Origin of the sequence: Rhizobium phaseoli (genome assembly GCF_003985125.1) — a bacterium.
GTDB lineage: Bacteria > Pseudomonadota > Alphaproteobacteria > Rhizobiales > Rhizobiaceae > Rhizobium > Rhizobium phaseoli.
Map to the genome: position 1 here is coordinate 387,082 of NZ_ML133565.1, position 21,469 is coordinate 408,550.

Annotated in this window: 18 protein-coding genes; 11 read left to right on the top strand and 7 right to left on the bottom strand. The window is 62.3% G+C overall.

From position 1 onward, the window contains the following. Window positions 1–25 precede the first annotated feature (25 nt). Window positions 26–694 (top strand): response regulator, encoded by a 669-nt coding sequence (locus EFD56_RS01805; protein ID WP_004678873.1) that lies wholly within the window; start codon window positions 26–28, stop codon window positions 692–694. Beyond that, the gene (locus EFD56_RS01810) at window positions 684–2,084 is read left to right on the top strand and encodes a sensor histidine kinase (RefSeq protein ID WP_126904481.1); all 1,401 of its coding nucleotides are present in this window, start codon (window positions 684–686) and stop codon (window positions 2,082–2,084) included. The genes EFD56_RS01805 and EFD56_RS01810 overlap by 11 nt, the downstream gene beginning before the upstream one ends. 83 nt (window positions 2,085–2,167) lie before the next feature. Here EFD56_RS01810 and EFD56_RS01815 read toward each other — a convergent pair whose 3' ends face one another. The 4 genes from EFD56_RS01815 to EFD56_RS01830 all read right to left on the bottom strand — a co-directional run bounded on the left by EFD56_RS01815 (window position 2,168) and on the right by EFD56_RS01830 (window position 6,008). Beyond that, a complete protein-coding gene (locus tag EFD56_RS01815; protein ID WP_126904482.1) occupies window positions 2,168–3,049 on the bottom strand; it encodes an ABC transporter permease in 882 nt (293 codons plus the stop codon). Window positions 3,050–3,061: 12 nt separating this feature from the next. Continuing rightward, on the bottom strand, window positions 3,062–3,925 hold the full coding sequence (locus EFD56_RS01820) for an ABC transporter ATP-binding protein (protein WP_425376300.1): 864 nt from the start codon (window positions 3,923–3,925) through the stop codon (window positions 3,062–3,064). A gap of 50 nt (window positions 3,926–3,975) precedes the next feature. Continuing rightward, the gene (locus EFD56_RS01825) at window positions 3,976–4,989 is read right to left on the bottom strand and encodes an ABC transporter substrate-binding protein (protein ID WP_012490006.1); all 1,014 of its coding nucleotides are present in this window, start codon (window positions 4,987–4,989) and stop codon (window positions 3,976–3,978) included. 290 nt (window positions 4,990–5,279) lie between these two features. After that, a complete protein-coding gene (locus tag EFD56_RS01830) occupies window positions 5,280–6,008 on the bottom strand; it encodes a FadR/GntR family transcriptional regulator (protein WP_004677391.1) in 729 nt (242 codons plus the stop codon). Window positions 6,009–6,307: 299 nt separating this feature from the next. Here EFD56_RS01830 and EFD56_RS01835 point away from each other — a divergent pair, with 299 nt between their 5' ends. Beyond that, complete coding sequence (locus tag EFD56_RS01835; RefSeq protein ID WP_004677393.1) at window positions 6,308–6,568, top strand: CopG family ribbon-helix-helix protein; 261 nt, start codon at window positions 6,308–6,310, stop codon at window positions 6,566–6,568. Further along, entirely contained in the window at window positions 6,568–6,843 is a 276-nt protein-coding gene (locus tag EFD56_RS01840; RefSeq protein WP_012490004.1) for a type II toxin-antitoxin system RelE/ParE family toxin, read from the top strand. The genes EFD56_RS01835 and EFD56_RS01840 overlap by 1 nt, the downstream gene beginning before the upstream one ends. A 6-nt stretch (window positions 6,844–6,849) precedes the next feature. On the opposite strand, the gene EFD56_RS01845 is transcribed toward EFD56_RS01840, so the two are convergent. Next, window positions 6,850–7,857 carry a LacI family DNA-binding transcriptional regulator gene (locus tag EFD56_RS01845; RefSeq protein ID WP_004677397.1) on the bottom strand — a complete coding sequence of 336 codons (1,008 nt, stop codon included), beginning with the start codon at window positions 7,855–7,857 and terminating at the stop codon, window positions 6,850–6,852. A 208-nt stretch (window positions 7,858–8,065) separates the two neighbouring features. Here EFD56_RS01845 and EFD56_RS01850 point away from each other — a divergent pair, with 208 nt between their 5' ends. The 6 genes from EFD56_RS01850 (at window position 8,066) to EFD56_RS01880 (ending at window position 15,816) form a co-directional block, all read left to right on the top strand. After that, the gene (locus EFD56_RS01850; RefSeq protein ID WP_126904484.1) at window positions 8,066–9,388 is read left to right on the top strand and encodes an alpha-L-fucosidase; all 1,323 of its coding nucleotides are present in this window, start codon (window positions 8,066–8,068) and stop codon (window positions 9,386–9,388) included. Between the two features lie 49 nt (window positions 9,389–9,437). Next, window positions 9,438–10,658 (top strand): ABC transporter substrate-binding protein, encoded by a 1,221-nt coding sequence (locus EFD56_RS01855; RefSeq protein WP_126904485.1) that lies wholly within the window; start codon window positions 9,438–9,440, stop codon window positions 10,656–10,658. 67 nt (window positions 10,659–10,725) lie between these two features. Next, on the top strand, window positions 10,726–11,652 hold the full coding sequence (locus tag EFD56_RS01860; protein WP_029531794.1) for a carbohydrate ABC transporter permease: 927 nt from the start codon (window positions 10,726–10,728) through the stop codon (window positions 11,650–11,652). Next, complete coding sequence (locus EFD56_RS01865) at window positions 11,642–12,526, top strand: carbohydrate ABC transporter permease (RefSeq protein ID WP_126904486.1); 885 nt, start codon at window positions 11,642–11,644, stop codon at window positions 12,524–12,526. The genes EFD56_RS01860 and EFD56_RS01865 overlap by 11 nt, the downstream gene beginning before the upstream one ends. 199 nt (window positions 12,527–12,725) lie before the next feature. Then, complete coding sequence (locus tag EFD56_RS01875) at window positions 12,726–13,655, top strand: substrate-binding domain-containing protein (RefSeq protein ID WP_016735846.1); 930 nt, start codon at window positions 12,726–12,728, stop codon at window positions 13,653–13,655. A gap of 16 nt (window positions 13,656–13,671) precedes the next feature. Continuing rightward, on the top strand, window positions 13,672–15,816 hold the full coding sequence (locus EFD56_RS01880; protein WP_126904487.1) for a methyl-accepting chemotaxis protein: 2,145 nt from the start codon (window positions 13,672–13,674) through the stop codon (window positions 15,814–15,816). Window positions 15,817–15,871: 55 nt separating this feature from the next. Here the strand turns inward: EFD56_RS01880 and EFD56_RS01885 are convergent, their stop codons facing one another. Further along, window positions 15,872–17,134 carry a DUF3422 domain-containing protein gene (locus EFD56_RS01885; RefSeq protein WP_064820309.1) on the bottom strand — a complete coding sequence of 421 codons (1,263 nt, stop codon included), beginning with the start codon at window positions 17,132–17,134 and terminating at the stop codon, window positions 15,872–15,874. A 329-nt stretch (window positions 17,135–17,463) separates the two neighbouring features. Further along, complete coding sequence (locus EFD56_RS01895) at window positions 17,464–18,750, bottom strand: ABC transporter substrate-binding protein (RefSeq protein ID WP_064829587.1); 1,287 nt, start codon at window positions 18,748–18,750, stop codon at window positions 17,464–17,466. A gap of 192 nt (window positions 18,751–18,942) precedes the next feature. On the opposite strand from EFD56_RS01895, the gene EFD56_RS01900 reads away from it, so the two are divergent. Next, entirely contained in the window at window positions 18,943–21,465 is a 2,523-nt protein-coding gene (locus EFD56_RS01900) for a hypothetical protein (protein WP_126904488.1), read from the top strand. Window positions 21,466–21,469 lie beyond the last annotated feature (4 nt).

Consider the following 21,469-nt stretch of genomic DNA (forward strand, 5'->3'; position numbering starts at 1 on the left):
CGTCCGCACGTGCTAAGGGGATCGGATGCGACTGCTCGTGGTGGAGGACAACAAGGATCTGGCGGCCTGGCTGGGCAAAGCCCTGCGGCAGGCGCAATACGCCATCGACATCGCCCATGATGGTGAGGATGCCGAGCATATGCTGAAGGTCGCCGAGTATTCGGCGATGATCCTCGACCTTGCGCTGCCCAAGCTCGACGGATTGACGCTTTTAAAGCGGCTGAGACAATCCGGCAGCAAACTGCCGGTCATCATCCTGACGGCCAATGCAAGCCTGGACGGCCGCGTGGCGGGTCTCGACAGCGGCGCCGACGACTATCTCGCCAAGCCCTTCGAAATCGCCGAGCTCGAAGCCAGGATCCGGGCGGTGGTGCGCCGCGGACAGGACCGCGCATCTTCGGAAATCACGGTTGGAGACTTGCTTTTTTCCGGTGGGACGCGGCAATTTTTCGTCGCAGGCGAGCCGCTGCAGCTGACGCCGCGGGAATATGCCGTTCTCGAGCAGCTCGTCATGAAGTTGGGTACCACGGTTTCGAAGACCGCCCTTTCCGAAAGCGTCTTCGGCTTCGACGACGAGGCGGATCCAAGCGCCATCGAAATCTACATCCACAGGCTGCGAAAGAAGCTCGAGAACAGTTCGGTTCAGATCGCGACACTGCGGGGGCTCGGCTATCTCCTCAGACATGTCCAGTAGCGTCGGCCCCAGAATCGGCGCGACGATCGCGCGGCTCAGCCGGAGCCTGCGCGTGCAGCTGCTTTGCTGGGTGCTGCTGACCCTGCTCGGCGCGATCGGTTTCAATCTTTACGACAGTTTCTGGACGGCGGATGCCACGGCAAAGCTGGTGACGGATCGAACGCTTCTGGCCTCGGCCCGCGTTATCGCCGAGGCCGTCCGTGTCGATGAAGGCGGCAATGTCCAGGTGGACGTGCCGCCGGCTGCGCTCGAGATGTTCGATACCGGCTTCGGCGACCGGGTCTTTTACCAGGTCATCACCGTCTGGGGCAGTCTGGTCAGCGGCTTTCCCGACCTGCCGCTGCCGGCCAGCCAGCGGACCGGCGAGAATCGCGCCTTTCACGGCGCTGACGTGCGCGTTCTGATGCTCGACCATCCCGTCGTCGGCCTTTCCGGCGATGGCGCGATCTCCGTGACCGTCGCCGTTACCCACAACAGCCAGTATGCGATGCGGCGGCAATTGTGGCTGTCGGACTTTTCCAAGCAGTTCGTGCTCGTCTTCGTCGCAAGTCTGGTGACCATCCTCGGCCTTCAACGGGGCCTGGCGCCGGCTCTGAGACTGCGGGACGCTGTGCGCCAGCGCGGCCGCAACCGTCTTGATCCCCTGCCGCCCGAAATGGTGCAGAGCGAGCTGCAGCCGCTCGTCCATGCGCTGAACGACCACATGGAGCGTGTCCAGAGCCAGATGGCGGCGCAGCGACGGTTCGTATCGAACGCCGCGCATCAGCTCAGAACGCCACTGGCGCTGATTTCGACGCAGGCAAGTGTGGCGGCGCGCGAAGAGGATGCGGCCCGCCGCGACGAGGCGCTTGCCGCGCTGCGGACCAGCACGCGGCAGATTTCGCGCCTCGCCAGTCAGCTTCTGACGCTGTCGCGGGCCGAGCCGGGAAGCCGGCGCCCGCGCAGCGATGCGACCGACCTCAGCAAGGCTGCCCGTGAGATCCTGGAGGCGCATGCCGAAGAGGCGCTCCGGCGCAACATCGACGTCGGGCTCGAAGCGGACCGACCCGTCATCGTCGAGGGCGACGGCACGATGCTGCGCGAGATGCTGGTAAACCTCATCGACAACGCCATCCGCTACAGCCGCGCGGACGGACGGGTGACGGTCTCGATCAGGCAGGAGGGCGACAATGCCGTCGTCACCGTGGAGGACAACGGGCCGGGCATTCCCGTGAGCGAGCGCGACCAAGTATTTGAGCGCTTCTATCGAATCATCGGAACCGAAAGCGAGGGAAGTGGTCTCGGGCTTGCCATCGTTCGCGAGGTTGTCGAAGGGGCCGGAGGTTCAGTGTCGCTGGGTGATGCCGTAGGCGGCGGTCTCGTCGTGACCGTGCGGCTTCCGCTTGCTTGAACCGGAAACGCATCAAACGAATGAAGGCCGGGCGTCGAGCCCGGCCTTCGCTTCGATCCGCCTTGGGAGGGAGGCCGATCTGGTTACTGCGTGTCGAGGTGCTGCTGCGGCCGCCATTTCGCCAGGCGGTTCTCGACCAGCGTCATGATGTATTCGGCAACGAGCGTGACGACCATGACGAGCAGGATCGCAGCGAACATGCCGGCGGCGTCGAAGGTACCCTTGGCAATCGAGATCAGCTGGCCGATGCCGAAGCGGGCGCCGACGAATTCGCCGACGATCGCGCCGATGATCGCAAAGCCGAAGGAGACGTGCAGGCTGGCGAAGATCCAGCTCATCGCCGAGGGAATGACGACCGTACGGGTCACCTGCCAGTCGGAAGCGCCGAGGATGCGGGCATTGGCGATCATGTTGCGGTCGGCCTCGCGCACGCCCTGGAAGGCGTTGGCAAAGACGACGAAGAACACCATGATGAAGGCGAGCGCCACCTTGGACGGCAGGCCGAGGCCCATGATCATGATGAAGATCGGCGCAAGCACGACGCGCGGGATCGAGTTGATCGCCTTGATGTAGACGGAGAAGATATCCGACAGGAAGCGGTTGCGGCCGAGGCCGATGCCGACGAAGACACCGGTGATCGAGCCGGCGAAGAAGCCGATCAGCGCCTCTTCCATCGTCACCCAGAGATTATACCAGAGCGAGCCTTCGGTGGTGCCCTCCGTCGCCCATTCATAAAGGCGCTCGAGAACGCCGCTCGGGCTCGAATAGAAAAACGGATCGATCCATTGCATGTTGGAAGCGAACTCCCACATGCCGATGACAAAGACTAGAATGGCGATCTGCCAGAAGCGCACCAGCGCGTCGCGCCGGCGCATGGCCTTCAGTGCGGAGGCTTCGATCTCGGCATCTGATGTGCCCGGACGAAACAGAGCGGCCGAACCGGCCTCGAAAGTTGTGTGTGCCATGATATCCTCCCGTCAGGCCGCTTCGCTTGCGCGGCGGTAGCTGGTCTCGACCTCTTCGCGCAGGTCCTCCCAGATCGTCTTGCAGTAGTCGATGAAGTTCTGCTCGTAGCGGATCTCCGACACGACGCGCGGGCGGGGTAGGTCGATCGGATAGACCGACTTGACCGTGGCGGGGCCGGCGGTCAGCACATAGACCTTGTCGGCAAGGGCGACTGCCTCTTCGAGGTCGTGGGTGACGAACACCACCGAGGCCTTGCGCTCCGCCCAGAGTTTCAGAAGTTCTTCGTGCATGACCGTGCGGGTCTGCACGTCGAGCGCCGAGAAGGGCTCGTCCATCAGCAGGATTTCAGGTTCGTTAATGAAGGTCTGCGCCAGCGAGACGCGCTTACGCATGCCGCCGGAAAGCTGATGGGGATAATGGTGCAGAAATTTCGACAGGCCGACGCGCGCCAGCCAATCGCGGGCGCTCTGTTCCGCCTCGGCGCGGGACTTGCCGCGGAACAGCGGGCCGGCCATGACGTTTTCGATCACGTTTTTCCAGGGAAAGAGCGCGTCGGTCTGGAATGCAAAGCCGACACGCGGATCGATGCCGGTGATCGGCCCGCCCATCAGGCGGACTTCGCCGGCGCTCGGGCGTGCGAGGCCCGTCACGAGATTGAGCGTCGTCGACTTGCCGCAGCCGGTCGGGCCGACGACGGCGACGAACTCGCCGCGGGCGACCGTCATGTTGAAATCGCGAAGCGCAGTCAGCGACTTTCCGGTCGGCGAGACGAAACGTCGGCTGACGTTGATCAGCTCGATCGCGGGGATCTGTTTGGTGTCCTGTTGCATGGTGATACCTGAAGGCGTGCTTAAGGGCGCGCACGCAATGCCCATGATCGAACGGACGCCGCTTCCGCTCAGGAGCTGGAAGCGGCGCGACGGCCTCACTTGACGTTCTTGACGAACTCGGTCGTGTAGGTCTTGGAAAGGTCGATCTGTTTGCCCTTGACGTTCTTGGAGAACTCCGAGAGCACGGCAAGCACGGTCTTCGGGCCGTCCTCCGGCATCACGCCATCGGGCGTGAACATGCCCTTGCCCTCGTCGAGAGCCTTGACGTAGCCATCCTTGTCGCCGACGTAGAAGTCCTTCGGCATCTTGTCCGCGATCTCGGCGGCGGAATGCGTATTGATGTATTTCAGCGTCTTGACGAATGCATTGGCGAGCTTCTGTGCCTCGTCCTTATGTTCCTCGACCCAGGAAGTTTCCATGTAGAGCGAGGCGGCCGGATAGGTGCCGCCAAGCGCCTTTCGGGTCGCTTCGACCGTGCGCATGTCGACGAGAACGCTCGCTTCGCCCGTCTTGATCAGGCGCGAGATCGTCGGCTCCGTCGTCATGCCGGCCTGGATCTGATCCTGCTGCATCGCGGCGATGAACGTGCCGCCGGCGCCGACCGGAATGGTGACGACGTCGCCGGGCTTGAGGTCGGCCTTGGAGGCCATGAAGAGGGTGAGGAAGTTGGTGGAGGAGCCGAGACCGGTGACGCCGAGGCTCTTGCCCTTGAAATCGGCCGGCGACTTGATCTCGGGATGTTTGCTCGAAACCATCTCGACCTCGCCCGGCGCCTGGCTGAACTGGACGATGGATTCGACGAACTTGCCCTTGGCCTGCAGGTCCACACAATGGTCATAGAAGCCGACGACGCCTTGGACGGCGCCTGCCAGCAGCTGGTTTTCGGCATCGACGCCGGCGGCTTCGTTCAGGAGTTCGACATCAAGCCCTTCATCCTTGAAATAGCCAAGGGATTCGGCGAGCTTGGCGGGCAGATAGATCTGCTTCTCGTAGCCGCCGACCATGATGGTGATCTTGTCGGCAGCGTGGGCAGCTGTTGCAGCAAAGGATGCCGCGGTCAGCAGCGCGGAAAAAGCGACGGTGTGAAAAAGGCTGCGTGAAGAACGCATGGAAATCTCCTCCTGGTGGTTTACCCGCATCGTCGTCTCGCCACTTCGACCGTGTCTCCTCCACGATGCTGCCCTTTCCTATGACCTCCAAGCTTTCAGTTAGCTTTCAGCCGCAGTCGGCGGTAAACAATCCGCTATGCATCCCGGTGAAGCGCGCTGGGCAATGGCCATCACAATAAAGGCGGCTGCGTAAACCGGCCAGCAGCTTCGCTCCCCAAGCCCATGTTCAGATGGTGGGCTGCTGGTGATTTCCGGAAAACCTGTAGTGCTGGCAGCGCTTCTGGCACGCCTCAGCTCGTAAAGCTCCGAAGATCCTTCAGCAGGTTCCGGTATCTGGCCTGGCTACCGACCAGATGCTCGCGCATGGCGTTGCGCGCGGCCTGATCGTCCCTGTCCGAGATGGCCATGACGATCGCTTCGTGTTCCCTGTGGATCAGCTTTCGGTAGGCGGTCTGCTCGGCGGTTCTCGTTTCCGGAACGAGCCGCGACTGCGGGATGATCACGGTTCCCTGCGATTCCAGGAAGTGCTTGAACAGCGGGTTGTTCGTCGCCTCGGCGATGGCGACATGAAGGTCGAGATCCGCCTCGCGGATGGATTGATCCGTCTCGATGCGCTGGAGGATTTTCCGGTGGCATTCGAAGATCGCCTCCTCCTGCGCCGGCGACCGGCGCAAGGCGGCAAGTCCCGCCGCCTCGATTTCGACAGGCGTTCGGATTTCGAGCACTTCCAGATCGGAGGCGACGCGGGCCTTGTCGACCTTTCTGCCTGACAGCGCCGGATCGGCGCCGATCACGAAAATGCCCGCGCCCTGGCGCACCTCGACCAGCCCGTCGGAGCGAAGGGCAGCCACCGCCTCGCGCACCACGGTCCGGCTGACGCTGTGCGTTTCCGTCAGTTCGTGCTCGCTCGGAAGCTTATCGCCGGCGGCGTACTGGCCTCTGAGGATCGCCTGCCGGAGGCTTTCGCCGACCTGTGCGACCAGCGACCCCGAGCCCCTGCTGCGATCCTTCCCTTGCATAGCCACGCCTCGACCCCCGCATCGGCTTCGATCCGGATGCTGTTCGAACCAGCAGCACTCCGAAATTTATGATTCATCACACATGTATGACAAATCTTGCGGTCTTTCAATGGATGAAGGATCGACGCTTTTGCTTTGGCTGCTTCACCGGCCGATGAAAATCCGACATTGTACCTCACAACTCTCGATGCCGCGTCACCTTTCTGGGAAGTCTCAGTCGGGCTTCATGACGTATAGGCGCTGGATATAATCAAAATTAATCGCTATGATTATGATTGATTGGTGTTGAGGAGTTTTTGATGGAGACCAAAGTTCTCACGGCTCATGTTCCATTGCCGCTTGCGCAGAAGGTCGATCAGCTTGCATCGCGCCTTGAGCGTTCGCGCGGCTGGATCGTCAAGCAAGCCCTGACTGCATGGATCGACCAGGAAGAGGAGCGTCGGCGTTTGACGCTTGAGGCGTTAGCCGATGTGGATAGCGGCAATGTTGTCGATCACCAGTCTGTTCAAGCCTGGGCCGATAGTCTTGACGGTGACGAGCCGATTTCGTTGCTCCGGTGATGGAAATCAAGTGGACGAGCAAAGCTGTCTCCGACATCGCTCGCTTATACGACTTTCTCTCCCCGATCGACCGGCGAGCTGCGGCCCGAACCGTGCAGGCGCTGGCGGCAGCCCCCGCTCGTCTAATTGAGCAGCCACGTCTCGGCGAGCGGCTCGAAGAGTTCGATCCTCAGGAGGTCCGCCGCATTCTCGTTGGCCGTTATGAGATGCGTTATGAAATCCAGCAGTCGACAATCTATGTATTGCGGCTTTGGCATACGCGCGAGGATCGGTAGTAATCCTTATAGCCGCCTTGTCGACTCTCCACGCACAAATCTCGGCGTCAGGATGAAATCCTGCGGCGGCTCGGCGGCAGCCTCGGGGCTTGCGATCCTGGCCAGCAGGCGCTGGGCGGCCAATTCGCCCAGCTTCTGCGCATCCTGCACGACCATGGTGATGCGAGGTGTGATGACGTTGCTCCAGGGCACGTCGTCGACCATTGCCAGCGAGACGTCGTCGGGACAGCGGAAGCCCATTTCCTGCATCACCTGCAGGGTTGCCAGCCCCATCATGTTGTTGGCGCCGATGATGGCGGTCGGGCGGTCGCGGCGGGTGAGCAGGCGCATCGCCTGTGTATGGCCGCCGCTCCTGGTATAGCCGCCCTCGACCACCAGTGACGGATCGACGTCGGCGCCGGCGCCTGCCATCGTGTCCATAAAACCTTTCAGGCGCTCGTCGGCGGTGTGCAGGCCGCTCGGGCCGGAGATGAAGGCGATGCGCCGATGGCCGAGTTGCAGCAGGTGCTCTGTCAGGATGGTCGTCGTCAGCGGATTGTCCGAGCCGACGAAATCGCGCGCGGCGCCATCCACCTTCTGGTCGAACATGACGATTGGCGTCTTGAAGTCGCGCAGGAAGGTTGCGTATTCCTCGCCGCGTCCGTTGGCCGCCAGAGCAATGCCTGCGATCTTTTGCGCCTGCAGCCGCTCCAGCAGCGCCCGTTCGAGATCGGCCCTGCCGGAGGAGTCGGCGATCAGCACGAAATAGCCGTGGTCGAGCGCCTGGTGCTCGATCTCGCGGCGGATGTCGCCGAAGAACATGTTGCCGAGATTGGCGGACACGAAACCGATCAGCGAGCTGCGCCCGCGCGCCAGCGTCTGGGCCACCGGATCGATGCGGTAGCCGGTCGATTTTATCGCCTGCTGAATGCGGTCGAGCGTCTCGGCGCCGACCCGTTTCGGGCTGTTGAGCGCGAGCGAGACGGTCGAGATCGAAACTCCCGCAAGGCGCGCGACATCGCGTATGGTGGTCATATCTGTCGAACCGGTTCTAAAGCTTTCTTCTGTCAGATTTTATTTGCTGTTGCAACATATCTGGCTTGATTGCTCAATTATGGTGCGTTTACCTCGCGGTTGTGCAATTCACGAATTTCGGCTTGACAGGTGCCGGGTCAAGGACGATGTTCAATCGCCGAACCGGTTCGACATGAAGTGGATCCGGAAAAACAGGGAGGAGAAACCTGTGACGAGTTCGGAACGCCAGCCGGAAAATCCTGTATCGGGAGGGGCGGGCAAGCACGCTTGGTTCAGCCATGATCGCCTTGGCATGTTTATCCATTGGGGCCTTTATGCTCTCGGGGCGCGGCATGAGTGGTTGAAGAACCGCGAAGAGCTGAGCGACGATCACTACCAGCGCTATTTCGAGAATTTCGATCCGGATCTTTACGATCCCAAGGCCTGGGCGCGCCGTGCCCGGCTCGCCGGCATGAAATATGTCGTGGTGACGACCAAGCACCACGAAGGCTTCTGCCTGTGGGATACCAAGGTCACCGATTACAAGGCGCCGAACACGCCCTGCGGCAAGGATCTGCTGACGCCGCTGGTCGAGGCTTTCCGCGCCGAGGGGCTGAAGATCGGCTTCTACTATTCGCTGCTCGACTGGCACCATCCCGATTTTCCGATCGACGTCCACCATCCCCTGCGCAACCATCCCAACGCCGAGGCGCTGAATTCAGGGCGCAACATCGCCAATTACGCCGCCTATATGCGTGAACAGGTGCGCGAGCTTCTGACCGGCTTCGGCCGCATCGATATCATCTGGTTCGATTTCAGCTATCCCGGCCGCGAATATCGCGGCCTTCCCGGCAAGGGGCGCGCGGACTGGGAGAGCGAGCGGCTGATCGAGCTGGTACGCGAGCTGCAGCCCGACATCATCGTCAACAACCGTCTCGACCTACCGCCGGGCAAGCTGCCCGATGTGACGACGCCGGAACAATATACGCCGCGCGTGGCGCCCGCCATCGCCAGCCAGGGCGTGCTCTGGGAAGCCTGCCACACCTTCAGCGGCTCCTGGGGTTATCACCGCGACGAGGACAGCTGGAAGAGCCCGGAGCAGATCATCCAGCTGCTGATCGATTCCGTCGCGCTCGGCGGCAACCTCCTGATGAATGTCGGCCCCACCGGCCGCGGCACATTCGATGCCCGCGCCATTGCCGCGCTCGAGGTCTATCAGAGCTGGATGGAAGTGAATGGGCGTTCGATCTACGGCGCCGGTCCGTCCGAATTTCCGGTGCCGGCCGGCTGCCGCTACACCCAACGCGGCAACCGCCTCTATCTGCATGTCTACAACTGGCCTTACCGCCACATTCATATCGAGGGCCTCGCTGACAGGATCGCCTATGCGCAGTTCCTGCACGACGCCAGCGAAGTGCGCTGGCTCAGCCAGACGAAGGAAGTGGATTCCAATATCGGCGTGATGGTGCCGGAGGGCATGATTACGCTCGAACTGCCGGTCCGGCGACCTGACGTTACCGTCCCGGTGATCGAGATCGTCCTGAAGGCGTGAATTCGGTCGCACCCGCGTGTTCATTGCGTCATGGAGGGAGGAGAAACCCATGAAGGTTCTGAAGAAAACGCTTTTGCTCGCCGCAATCGGCGGCAGCCTCTTTGCCACAACAGCATCGGCCGAGCAGATTAACCTGACCTGGCAGATGTGGACCGGCTCGGATGCTGACACCAAGGGCTGGCAGCACCTGGCCGACATGGTGACCGCCAAATATCCCGATATCAAGGTAACGCTGACGACGACCGGCTGGGTCGACTACTGGACCCGGCTGCCGGTGCTGGCGGCATCCGGCCAGCTCGCCGACATCGTTTCCATGCAGTCGCTGCGCATGCCGAATTTCTATTCGCTGCTGGAGCCGCTGAATGACCGGATCGCCGCCGACAAGTTCGATGTCGGCGCCTTTACGCCCTCGATCATCGGCGGCATGTCCGTCGACAAGCAGCTCTACGGCCTGCCCTATGACGTCGGTCCATGGGTCATCTATTATAATCAGGACGCGCTCGAAGGGGCCGGTATTCCGCTACCGAAGCCGGGCTGGACGCTCACCGAATTCACCGATGCCGCCAAGAAGCTGACCAAGGACGGCAAGTACGGCTTCGGCATCACGCCCCAGAACTATTCGGTGCTGGCCTCGGCCTGGGGCGATAAATATCTCAACGATTCAGGAGAGCTTGACCTTACCAATCCGAGCGCGATGTCGGCAGCCGACAGGGTGATCGGCTTTGCCGCCAAGGACAAGGTCGCGCCGCTGGCACCGTCGAGCGCCGATGCCGGCACGGTGATCCAGGGCCGGTTCTATTCGGGCAATGTCGCCATGTATGTCGACGGCCCGTGGTCGATCATCGGCATGAAGGACAAAGTCAAGTTCAAGGTTGGTTCTGCCACACTCCCGCGCGCAGATGGGGAGCTTACGGCCGTCACGGCGGGCTCGGGTTTCGGCATCGCCACCACGAGCAAGAATAAGGATGCGGCCTGGAAGGCGATCCAGGTGCTGACCAGTCCGGAAGCATTGCAATATCTCGCCGAACAGGGCCGCGCGCTGCCGGCACGAACGGCCTCGCAATCCTCCTGGTACAAGGTGGCGGCCAAGGACATCACCAATGGCGGCGAGGCGATCGACTATTCCCTGGCGCATTCCATCCCCTATGTGATCACCAACAACTGGGCGGCGGTGGAAAACCTGTTCAACCAGTATTTCCCGCCGGCCTTCGCCGGCAGCACCGACGCCAAGCAGACGATGGAGACCATCCAGAGCCTCGCGCAGCAATAGAGCCCGTGCGCCCGAAGGAATGCGCATGCGCCCGCCGTGGCAGGAATTGCCGCGCATGGAGGAAGACATGTCGGAAAGCGCCGTTGCCGAAATCACCCTGCAGTCCGGTCAGCCCCGGCGCTTCCTCAAGCCGGAGACGCAGACGGCCATGCTGTTCCTGTTGCCGAGCTTCCTCGGCTTCATGATCTTCATGGCCCTGCCGATCCTGGCGTCGCTGGCGCTCTCCTTCACCAACTGGCAGCTGATTTCGACGCCGGCCTTTGTCGGCTTCCAGAATTACATCAAGCTCTTCACCGTCGATCCCGCCTTCTACACCATATTGAGAAACACGCTGTTTTTTGCCGTCGAATATCTGGCGGTGAACATCATCGTCTCGCTGACGCTGGCGGTGTGGATATCGAGCCTCAAGCGCGGCAAGGCGATCTTCCGGGTGATCTTCTTCCTGCCAACCTTCACCCCGACGATCGCGGCCTCCGTGGTGTGGCTGCTGATCTTCACGCCGGACGGGCTCGCCGACAGCATCATCCGGTCGCTCGGCCTCGGCGTGCCGAATTTCCTGCTGAGCTCCAGCTGGGCGATGCAGGCAGTCGTGCTCGTGACGCTCTGGGCGAATGTCGGCTACAACGTCGTGATGTTCAACGCCGCGCTCGATCTGGTGCCGAAGCACTATCTCGAGGCGGCAATGATCGATGGGGCGGGTCCCTGGCGGCGCTTCTGGCGCATCCGCCTGCCGCTCATCTCGCCGACGGTGTTCTTCGCCACCGTCATGACCGCCATCACGTCGCTGCAGGTCTTCGACGAAATCTTTGCGATGACCCGCGGGGGACCGGGGTCGGCAACCGCCACGCTCGGCTTTGCCATCTATCAGAAGGGCTTCACCAACTTCCAGATGGGTTATGCCTCAGCGCTGGCCTGGGTGATGTTCGTGATGATCATGGCGCTTACCATTCTGCAGTTCCACATGCAGCGCAAATGGGTGCATTATGACGATTGAGCCGATCTGGCGGCATCCGCATTCCGTCTCTGCAGGCCGGCGCCGCCTCCTGCGGCGCATCGGCATCTTCGTCAGCTATACCGGCCTTTCGCTGGTCGCGCTGCTGTTTCTCTTTCCCTTCTTCTGGATGGTGTCGAATGCGGTGCGCTCCAATACCGAAGTGCTGGCCGTGCCTGTCCGCATCCTGCCCGAGGAATATCATTGGGACACTTTCATCGAGGCGCTGGTTTCGCTGCCCTTCGGCACCTTCCTGTTGAATTCATTCATCGTCGCCTGCAGCGTGACCGCGATCGTGATCGTGGTCTCCTGCCTTTCCGCCTACGCCTTCGCCCGGCTCAGGTTTCCCGGCCGCGAGGGGCTGCTGCTCACCTATCTCAGCACGCTGATGATCCCGCAGGTGATGCTGGTCATCCCGCTCTTCCTCGTCGTCAGCAAGCTCGGCTGGATCAATACCTATCACGGCATGATCCTGCCGGTCGCCTTCTCGTCTTTCGGCACCTTCCTGCTGCGCCAGTTCATCCTCGGCATTCCCAAGGATCTCGACGAGGCGGCGATGATGGACGGGGCCTCGCGCGTGCGCATCCTGGTCACCGTCATCGTGCCGCTTGCCATGCCGGCCATCGGCCTTCTGTCGCTCTTCACCTTCATCGCCCAGTGGAAGAGCTTTCTCTGGCCGCTGATCGCCACCAGCGGTCTCGACAAGGCGACACTGCCGCTCGGGCTCACCCTGTTCCAGACGCAGCAGGGCACGGCCTGGAACTACATCATGGCGGGCGCGACGATCTCCATGCTGCCCGGCGTCGTGCTCGCCATCGTGCTGCAGCGGGTGATCTACCGCGGCATCACCGTCAGCTCCGGCTTCGGCGGAAGATAATTTCAGTTAAACAAAGACTTGAAGGCGTCACATCAAGTTCGTCTCGATGTCCTTCAAGTCCGACCGAATGCCGCCGAAGAACGTGCTTCTGACGCCGCTAGAGCTTTTCCGCGCGCTTAACTTTCGCTTCACGTCGAAAAGTAAAATTTAACCAAGATTTGAAATAACGCGTTCACATCCGAATCGCGCAGGGGAATTCATGAAAACCGCCACGCTTGCATCCATCGCCTTGGCGATATCGATCTCTGTCGCCAATGCGCAGACGATCGGGGTTTCGATGACCAATCTCGACAAGTTCAGGCAGATGCTTGTGAACGGCGTCGTCTCGCACGGGAAGACAATATCGGGCCTCAAGCTGGTCACCGCGAATGCCGATGGCGACAATGAGCTGCAGAAGAAACAGGTTCAGCAGTTCGTCGCCGACAAGGTCGATGCCATTATCGTGATGCTGTCTGATGGCGATGTCGGGCCGCAAATGACCAAGATCGCAGCGGATGCCGGCATTCCGCTGATCTACATCAACACCACGCCCTCCAATCTCTCGGACTTGCCGGACAATCAGGTTGTTGTCGCCTCCGATGAGAAAGACTCCGGTACGCTGGAGACGAAGCAGGTATGCTCTCTCCTCAAGGGCAGGGGCCGCGTCGTCGTGCTGATGGGCGAGGTCTTCCATGTGGCAGCCCGCACCCGCACCCAGGACATCGCCGATGTCATCGCGACGCCGGAATGCAAAGGTCTTGAGATTGTCGAGCAGCAAGCGGCCTATTGGTCGCGCGATTATGCCGATCAGCAGATGCAGGAATGGCTGGCGGCCGGCGTCAAGTTCGACGCCGTTATCGCCAACAATGACGAGATGGCGCTCGGCGCGATCCGCGCCATGAAGAAGGCCGGCATGCCGATGAAGGATGTCGTCGTCGCCGGGGTCGACGCGACCGACGATGCGCTAGCCGCGATGGTGGCTGGCGATCTCGACGTGACCATTCTCCAGAGCGCCGTCGGGCAGGGCGCGGCTGCGGTCGATGCTGCCATGAAGCTCATCAACAAGGAGAAGGTGCCGCGCGAAAACAACGTTCCCTTCGAACTCGTCACCCCTGAGAACATTGCCCAATACCTGCCGAAGAGCCAGTGAGCATAAGAGGCCTATGATGTTGCATTTCTGGAATAAATTCGGCATTCGCGCGCAGATCACCGCAGGTTTCGTGCCATTGATCCTGCTGATGAGCCTGCTGACCGTCAGCACGATCTCGGGCATGAACGGGCTCGCCGCCATCTTCGCTTCCTATCGCGCCACGGCCGGCCAGAGCCTCGCCATCTCGGATTACAGCGAGCAGCTGCACGAGATCCAGATGTCGGCCGAAGCCTTCCGCTCCACGCCGACGCAGGCTGTCGTCGACAGTTTCCGCGCCGGCGTGAAGGCCTTCGAGGCCGACGATCCGCGGTTTGCCGGCAACAAGGACCTGCAGTCGGGCCTGGCGACGATCCGCCAGGATATTGCCGCCTATGGCAAGGCCTTCGAACAGATCGTCGCCCTTCAGGCCCGCCGCGACCTGCTGATCTCCAAGGTTACCGAATTCGGCCCCTGGACCAGCATCGCGCTCAACGATGTCATGCGCAGTGCCTGGCGCCAGAGCGACGTCGCCCAGCTGCATATGACGGCGGCGACGCTGGAGGCCCTGAACCGCAGCCTCTATTTCTCTGAACGCTTCGTGCATTCCGAGGATTTTACCGCCTATGATACGGCCCAGGCGGCGCTTGCCGAAGCGGTGACACTCAATGAGACTGCCGCCAAGGCGGCGAAGGACGAGCTGCAGAAGAAGCGCCTGATGGGCGCCGGCCAGCTCATGCAGAACTATACCGCCCGTCTAGGCGACATGAAGGAGGTGCTGCAGGCTTCCGGCAATATCCGTCAGACGCAGCTCGGTGTGCTCGCGCCGAAAATATCGGGCGAGTTCAAGGATTTGCAGGCGACGGTGACCGGCGCCCAGACGAATCTCGACGGCTCGGTTGAAGCCATGGTTTCCTCCGCGACCAGCACGACGCTGGTCATCAGCGGCCTGCTGATCGTCATCGGCCTCGTGCTCTCCTATTTCGTCGGCCGGCTGATTTCCTCGGCGGTGCGCGGGATGGCGCAGTCCATGGAACAGCTTGCTCGCGGCGAGGAAGGGATTTCGATCACCGGCGTCGAGCACCGCCACGAACTCGGCGCCATGGCGCGTTCGCTGAAGGTTTTCCAGGAGACCGGCCGCGCCAAGCTGATCGCCGAGGCCAATGCCGAACGTGCGCGTCTCGCCGCCGAAGAAGAGCGGCTGCGCCAGGAAGCCGAGCGGCTTGCCGACGCGCAGGTCATGGAACATGCCTTCCGGCAGATCTCGCTCGGTCTCGATGCGCTCTCGAAGGGCGACCTCTCCGTGCGCGTCGGTGAAGTCGACCATCGCTATGTCAGGATCCGCGATCACTTCAACAGCTCGGTCGCAAGCCTCGAAGAAGCGATCGACTCCGTCATCCGCGCGGTCACGACCATCCGCTCCGGCCTTGCGGAAATCTCCACCGCCTCCAACGATCTCGCCCGCCGCACCGAGCAGCAGGCGGCTTCGCTGGAGGAAACCGTCGCGGCGCTGGGCGATGTCACCCGCGGCGTCAACGGAACGGCGGAGGGCGCCAGCCGCGCCCAGGCTGTGGTGGCCACGGCCCGCACCAATGCCGAAAAGGGCGGCGAGATCGTCTCGCGCGCCATCGCCGCGATGACGGAAATCCAGAACTCCTCGTCCAAGATTGGTAACATCATCAGCGTCATCGACGAGATCGCTTTCCAGACCAACCTGCTGGCGCTGAACGCTGGTGTCGAGGCGGCGCGTGCCGGCGAGGCCGGCAAGGGTTTTGCCGTCGTGGCCCAGGAAGTCCGCGAACTCGCCCAGCGTTCCGCCAATGCGGCACGGGAGATCAAGGAACTGATCTCCACCTCCTCGGCACAGGTCAAGACCGGCGTCGAGCTGGTGGGTGAATCCGGCCTCTCGCTCGAACAGATCGTCGAGCAGGTCACGGCCATGAACGCGACCGTCGCCGAGATCGCCATCGCCGCCCGCGAGCAGGCGACCAGCCTGCGCGAGGTCTCGGCCGCCGGCGACCAGATGGACAAGGTCACGCAGCAGAACGCCGCGATGGTCGAGGAAACCACGGCCGCCGCCCAGAGCCTGACCCAGGAAACCGAGAGCCTCGCCGAGCTGCTGCGCCGCTTCAAGACGGGCAACGGCCTGGCATCGGACCAGCGATACTACGCGATGGCGTCGTAACGTCCTGCTAACGCAGCCAAGAGAACGCTGCCGCCTTCAAAGGGCGGCGGTCGCGTCAATGGCCTCCGGCCGCCGGATTGTGCGGCGCGCCGGCGATGCTTCGGCGAACGTGGCGGACCGCCGTCCAGACGGCGAAGAGAACCAACGGGATGGCTCCGAGAACGGCGAGTTTCGTCACGTGCGGATCGACACCCAAGGCGGAGATGCTTTCGAGGCAGATCTTCGCCAAGCCGATAGTATAGTAGGTGATGGCGATGACGGAGAAGCCTTCGACCGCCTGCTGGATGTGCACCTGGATGCGCGCCCGCTCTTCCATTGAGGTCAGCAGTGAGGCGTTCTGATCTTCAAGCTGAACCTGCACGGTGGTTCTGAGGAGGTCTCCGGCCAGGCTGACGCGTTCGGCCAGTTCGTCGAGGCGCCGTTCTGCCGCATAGACGGAGCGCACAGCCGGTTGGAAGCGCCGGTCGATGAAGGTGCCGAGCCTTTGTCTTTGCTCGACCCGCTCTTCTCGAAGCTCCGACAGCCTGCTCGCCACGATCTCGGCATAGGCTTTCGTCGCGCCGAAGCGGTGGCGGGCGAGTGCCGAGAAGTTGAGCACATCGGAGGAGAGCCTCGTCACCTCGGACAGCAGCGCCTTGTCGACTTTGACGGCACTCTGCATGTGGACGATCAGCAGATCGAGGCGCTGGTCAAAGGCGGAAAGCTTCGACACGGTCTCGCGCGCCATCGGCAACGCCAGTAGCGCCATCATCCGGTATGTCTCGATTTCCAGGAAACGCCGGACCATGCGGCCAGTGCGATAGGCGTTGAGGTTGCGGTTGAAGAACAGGAATTCGAGGAAGCCGCTGTCGGTCAGTCGAAAGTTCGAATGCACCTCGGCGTCGCCGCCGCCGACCCGCGAAGCGACATAGTCGAGCTTGGGCTTTTCCAGGATGCGCCCGTCCTTTTCGTCACGGACCAGCACGCGCACGGCGGCGATGACCTTTCCGCCAACCTGGCTGCAGCAGGCCCGAAAGGCTTCCGGCGGGTTGCTGCCGGGTTCGGCCGATGCCGGCACGACGAAGGTGAGGGTGAGGAACTCGGTATGGGCTTCCCATTTGAGCCGGCCGTCGCCGACGCGGCCGATGCCGTGGTTTCCCTCGCCGGTCGTGGTGACGTCTTCCAATCCCGGCAGGGAACCGGGCGGCGAAGGAGGGCCACTCTCGCCGACGATGGCGACGTGCCAGACATCGGTGTCGCCATCGAAGTAGAGCGACGGGCGCGCATGGAGCTCGTTGTGAAGTTCCCTTCGCAGCGGATGCTCAGAGCCGAGTGGCATGGAGATGCACCTCAATGGGCTGGACTGCCGCCGGTTTGCCGGCTTCAGTAAGTTGAGCCTGACGCCGGCGCGCCGCGCAGGCCGAAACGCCTATAGCGTCTCGCGAAGTCCGTGTCACGACGCCAAAGAACCATCGGTTCCATCCGCGCCGATCTGCCGCGGCGCAGTTGCACCAGGCCGCCGGCCGACCTTGCGACAGGAAGGGCCGTTCCGACCATCGCGCTGCGGATTATAGCGGCGTAGACGGGGGCTAAAAAGCGATCAGCCACGGCCTGTTGCGAGGTCGTGGCTGATGCAGCGCGCAATCTGTGGGAGACAGGCGCGGCCGGTTACTTGTTGGCGGCGAGCGCCACGTTGACCTTGTCGACGTCCGCGCTCATCGCCTTGAAGGTGTCTTCGAGGGAAAGTTCGCCGACGATCAGCTGACTCATCCGCTGGACGATGAGCTGATAGATGGCGGACGAGCCCTTGAGGCGTTCGAGGTCGCGGGCTGCCTTCGGCGCGCTGTTGCGGGCCGCGAGGAAGACGGCCATGGCGTCCTTGGCATTCTGGCTGTCGAGCTTGTACTGCGGATCCTTGATGTCGGCGCCGGTCAGGATGACGTAGTTTTCGGCGATCTCACGCTGAACCTTTTCGGAACCGAGGAATTCGATGAAGGAGGCCACGGCCTGCGGGTACTTAGTGCGCTTGAAGCCGACAATCGCGGTACCGCCGGGCATCGCATAGCAACCGGCATCGCCGCAGGGCGCGCTGATCGCCGTCCAGTCGAAGGCGTCGCCGATCTTCTTCTGGAACGGATTGACCATCCAGTTGCCGGCGAGATAGGTCACGACATTGCCGTTGACGAACTCGTCACCCATGTTCTTGTACTGGGTTCCGCCGGCCGCACCCCACATTTCCTTCGGGAAAGAGCCGTCCTTCGTCCAGTTGTAGAGATCGGTGATGTAGCGCTTGGCAGCATCGTCGGGGAAGGAGAACTTGCCGTCCTTCACGTAGTTGGAGCCGTAGGAGAAGGCCGCGCCGGAGAAGCGGTGGCCCGAACGGTCCATCGTGAAGGGGATCTGGGCGCCGGTCGCCTTGGCGACGCGTGCCGAGGCTTCGACGATGTCCTTCAGCGTGGCGGTCGGCTTCGGAAGCGGTTCTTTCGCCTGTTCGAACAGCGTCTTGTTGACGAAGGGCAGATTGAAGGTCTGCGAGGCGACGTAGCCGTTGATCGAATTCGGATCGTTGACGCCGGGGAAACGAAGGGTGTTCAGGCTGTCGCCGTGCAGCTTGGCAAAACCGTCGGGATCCTTCATCAGCGGCCGCATGTCCAAGTAATAGGGCGCCAGCTGCCAGTCGGTGATCTTGGCGACGTCAGGACCTTCTCCGATGGCAAGCTGCACCGGCAGCTGCTTGGCGACGGCATCGTAACCCGACGAGACGAAGTTCACCTTGATGTCGGGATGCGCGGTCTCGAATTCCTTGCTCAGCGCTTCCATCCGCTCGACATAAGCCTGGTCGTCGTCGGTGAAGAGAAAGGTGATCGTCTGGGTTTCGGCCATGGCCACGCTGGACCAGGCGAAAGAAACGGTGGCCAGCGCCAGTGCGAAAGCCCCTGAAAGATACGTTTTCATTTTCATCCTCCCATGAAAACATTTTCATAAATCGCGGCATCAGCCATCGATTAAGGGAATTTCATATACTTGACATTCGTTCCGTCAAGCTATTTTCTACACGAATAGCGATGTTTTTGAGCGATTTTCAAAAATCACGCACCCACATAACCTAATGAAAATATTTTCATAGGATTGCGGAGGAGGCGATCTGTGAAAACGGAAAGCATCAAGCAGCCGGACGACACGGCGCCAGCGTACGGCGTGGCCGAGGGGCAGACGATCACGGCATGGGCCGTTTCGGCCCTCATCGAGCGCTATTTTCCCGGCGAGCCGGCTCCGGCCGAAGATCGCGTCAACTACCGCTTCATCAACGGTTTCGTCGATGTCGGCGACCTGCCGTGCCGCAAGGCCTTCTGGTCCACCATGGTCGGGCGGGCGCTGGAGCCGGACACGTGCTGGCCGACTGAAAGCCTCTATCTTCCCGGTTCAAACCGCCGCGTGGAGTTTACCAGCTTCTGGCATGTGCCCACCCATGTCAGGCGATGGCTGAGGGGCACGTTCAGGACGGATACCCCGCGCAGGCTCAATCTCGCGCTCAAGACCTGCGGCGGCGTCCGCATCTGGGTCAACGGCCAGGAGGCGTCGCGCTTCGAGCCCTTCAGGCGCAACGTCGAGAGCGCAACCGAGATCGCGCTGACGCTCGAGGCCGGCGACAACGAGGTTCTCGTCCATACCGAAGACCTTGCCGAGCGCGACACGACCTGGTTCTTCGAGCTCGAAATGCTGGACAGCGAACCGCTCTCGGTGCTGCTGCCGGTAGCGCTGGACCAGAACGAGGTGCGCGAACTGGAAGTTCTGTCGCGCGGCGTGCGCCCGGCCCGAGACGTCTTCGTCAATCAACCGCTGGAGATCGTCTTCGATACCGCGCCCGCGCGCGATCTGCCCGTGGCGCTCAAAGTCGTCGGCCATGGCCACGAGCGGCCGGTTCTCGCCCATTCGAAGCTGACGTTGCGCGCCCAGCAGAGCCGCCTGGTCGCCGAGGAAGTCTGCGGCATTGCGGACGGTTATCACGGCGTCCACATGACGATCGGCTCCGGGCCGGGTTCGGTCACCCGCGTCATCGATGCCGCCTTCATGAGTAGCCTTTCGCCGTTGCCGGTGGAGACGTCGCTTTCTGCCCGCAAGCGGCAGGCGCTGGAATACAGCGCCCGCTTTGGCGCCAATCGCGCCGGGCGCCTCATCGCGATGATGGAAACCGGCCATCACGACCCGAAAAGCTTCGATCGTATCGTTGACGCGACGCTTGCCTCGATCGATGCGCGGGAGGATTGCTCGGACTTCATCATGGTGCCGCTCCTCTGGCTGCTCGGCGCCTATGGCGACCGGATGCCCGAGGCCATCGTCGAACGCATCCGCCGTTCCGTTCTCTCTTATCGCTACTGGGTCGACGAGCCGGGCAATGACGCGATGTGGTTCTGGAGCGAGAACCATGTGCTCTGCTTCCATACCAGCCAGCTGCTGGCCGGGCTTCTTCTGCCCGACGCGGTGTTCTCGGCCTCCGGGCGGACGGGACGACAGCAGGCGGAACTCGCCGTCGAGCGGCTCGGCCGCTGGTTCGACAGCGTCGAGGCCCACGGCCTGGCGGAATGGAATTCGGCCGCCTATTACCCGATCGATTTCATCGGTCTGCTCGCGCTGGAGCGCTGGGCGGAGCGCGGGATCGCCGATCGCGCCCGCGGCCAGATCGATCTCATCTTCCGCATGATCGCCCTTCACACGCTTGCCGGCGTACCGGCCGGCTCGCAGGGCCGCGCCTACGACAAGGAGCTGCGCGCCGGACCGCTGACCGAGCTTGCACCCTTTGCCCAGGTCGCCTTTGGCACCGGCTGGCTCAACAACGGCGTGGCGGCGCTGACGATGTTCTGTGCCGGCAGCTATGAGCCGCCCGCCGATCTGACCGAGCTTGCCGCCCTTCCCAGGGGCAGAAGCGTCGAGGCGCGTTACAGCCAGGGGCTCGAGAGCGGAAAGCTCGTGCTGTTCAAGAACGAGGCGGCGCAGCTTTCGACGGTGGTCGATCACAAGACCGGCCGGAAGGGTCACCAGCAGCACGTGCTCGACATCAGGCTGGCCGGCCATCCGATGGCGCGACTCTGGGTCAACCATCCCGGCGAGGACGATCCCTGGGGCAATCAACGGCCGTCCTATTGGGCCGGCAACGGCATCCTGCCGCGTGTCGCCCAGCATCGCGATGTCGCCCTGCTGATCGAGGACACAAGCGACGCGCGGCATGCGTGGACGCATGCCTATATCGGCCGCGATGGCCTCGACGATCTCATCGTCGAAGACAAGTGGCTGATCGCCCGATCGGGCAGGGGCTTTGCCGCCCTCTGGGCCTCAAACGGCCTGGAATTGATCACCGAAGGGCCGACCGCCGGCCGCGAGGCGCGCTCCTACGGGTCGCTCTGCGGCTGGGCAGCTATCGTCGGAAGCGGGAATAGCGATGCCTTCAAGGCCTTCCTCGAACGTTTATGCCAGACAAAGGTTGCCTTCGATCCCGCGCTTCGGCAGCTCGTCCTGACTCCGCCGGGCGGTCCGGCGCTCTCCCTTTCTTATGCCGATGGTCTTTCGATAGCCGGCAAGCCACGGCCGTTCACCCATGATCAGCCGCAGCCGATCCTCACCCACGACAGCGCGGCCTCCGGCTCAGCCGCTGACGGGCCGTTTTACTCCTGAGAAT

Excerpts from the sequence above, each read along its gene's own strand:
- EFD56_RS01880 (WP_126904487.1), top strand. The coding sequence starts at position 13,672 with ATGTTGCATTTCTGGAATAAATTCGGCATTCGCGCGCAGATCACCGCA.
- EFD56_RS01845 (WP_004677397.1), bottom strand. The coding sequence starts at position 7,857 with ATGACCACCATACGCGATGTCGCGCGCCTTGCGGGAGTTTCGATCTCG.
- EFD56_RS01855 (WP_126904485.1), top strand. The coding sequence starts at position 9,438 with ATGAAGGTTCTGAAGAAAACGCTTTTGCTCGCCGCAATCGGCGGCAGC.
- EFD56_RS01835 (WP_004677393.1), top strand. The coding sequence starts at position 6,308 with ATGGAGACCAAAGTTCTCACGGCTCATGTTCCATTGCCGCTTGCGCAG.
- EFD56_RS01840 (WP_012490004.1), top strand. The coding sequence starts at position 6,568 with ATGGAAATCAAGTGGACGAGCAAAGCTGTCTCCGACATCGCTCGCTTA.
- EFD56_RS01805 (WP_004678873.1), top strand. The coding sequence starts at position 26 with ATGCGACTGCTCGTGGTGGAGGACAACAAGGATCTGGCGGCCTGGCTG.
- EFD56_RS01865 (WP_126904486.1), top strand. The coding sequence starts at position 11,642 with ATGACGATTGAGCCGATCTGGCGGCATCCGCATTCCGTCTCTGCAGGC.
- EFD56_RS01820 (WP_425376300.1), bottom strand. The coding sequence starts at position 3,925 with ATGGGCATTGCGTGCGCGCCCTTAAGCACGCCTTCAGGTATCACCATG.
- EFD56_RS01895 (WP_064829587.1), bottom strand. The coding sequence starts at position 18,750 with ATGAAAACGTATCTTTCAGGGGCTTTCGCACTGGCGCTGGCCACCGTT.
- EFD56_RS01875 (WP_016735846.1), top strand. The coding sequence starts at position 12,726 with ATGAAAACCGCCACGCTTGCATCCATCGCCTTGGCGATATCGATCTCT.
- EFD56_RS01815 (WP_126904482.1), bottom strand. The coding sequence starts at position 3,049 with ATGGCACACACAACTTTCGAGGCCGGTTCGGCCGCTCTGTTTCGTCCG.
- EFD56_RS01810 (WP_126904481.1), top strand. The coding sequence starts at position 684 with ATGTCCAGTAGCGTCGGCCCCAGAATCGGCGCGACGATCGCGCGGCTC.
- EFD56_RS01885 (WP_064820309.1), bottom strand. The coding sequence starts at position 17,134 with ATGCCACTCGGCTCTGAGCATCCGCTGCGAAGGGAACTTCACAACGAG.
- EFD56_RS01825 (WP_012490006.1), bottom strand. The coding sequence starts at position 4,989 with ATGCGTTCTTCACGCAGCCTTTTTCACACCGTCGCTTTTTCCGCGCTG.
- EFD56_RS01830 (WP_004677391.1), bottom strand. The coding sequence starts at position 6,008 with ATGCAAGGGAAGGATCGCAGCAGGGGCTCGGGGTCGCTGGTCGCACAG.
- EFD56_RS01860 (WP_029531794.1), top strand. The coding sequence starts at position 10,726 with ATGTCGGAAAGCGCCGTTGCCGAAATCACCCTGCAGTCCGGTCAGCCC.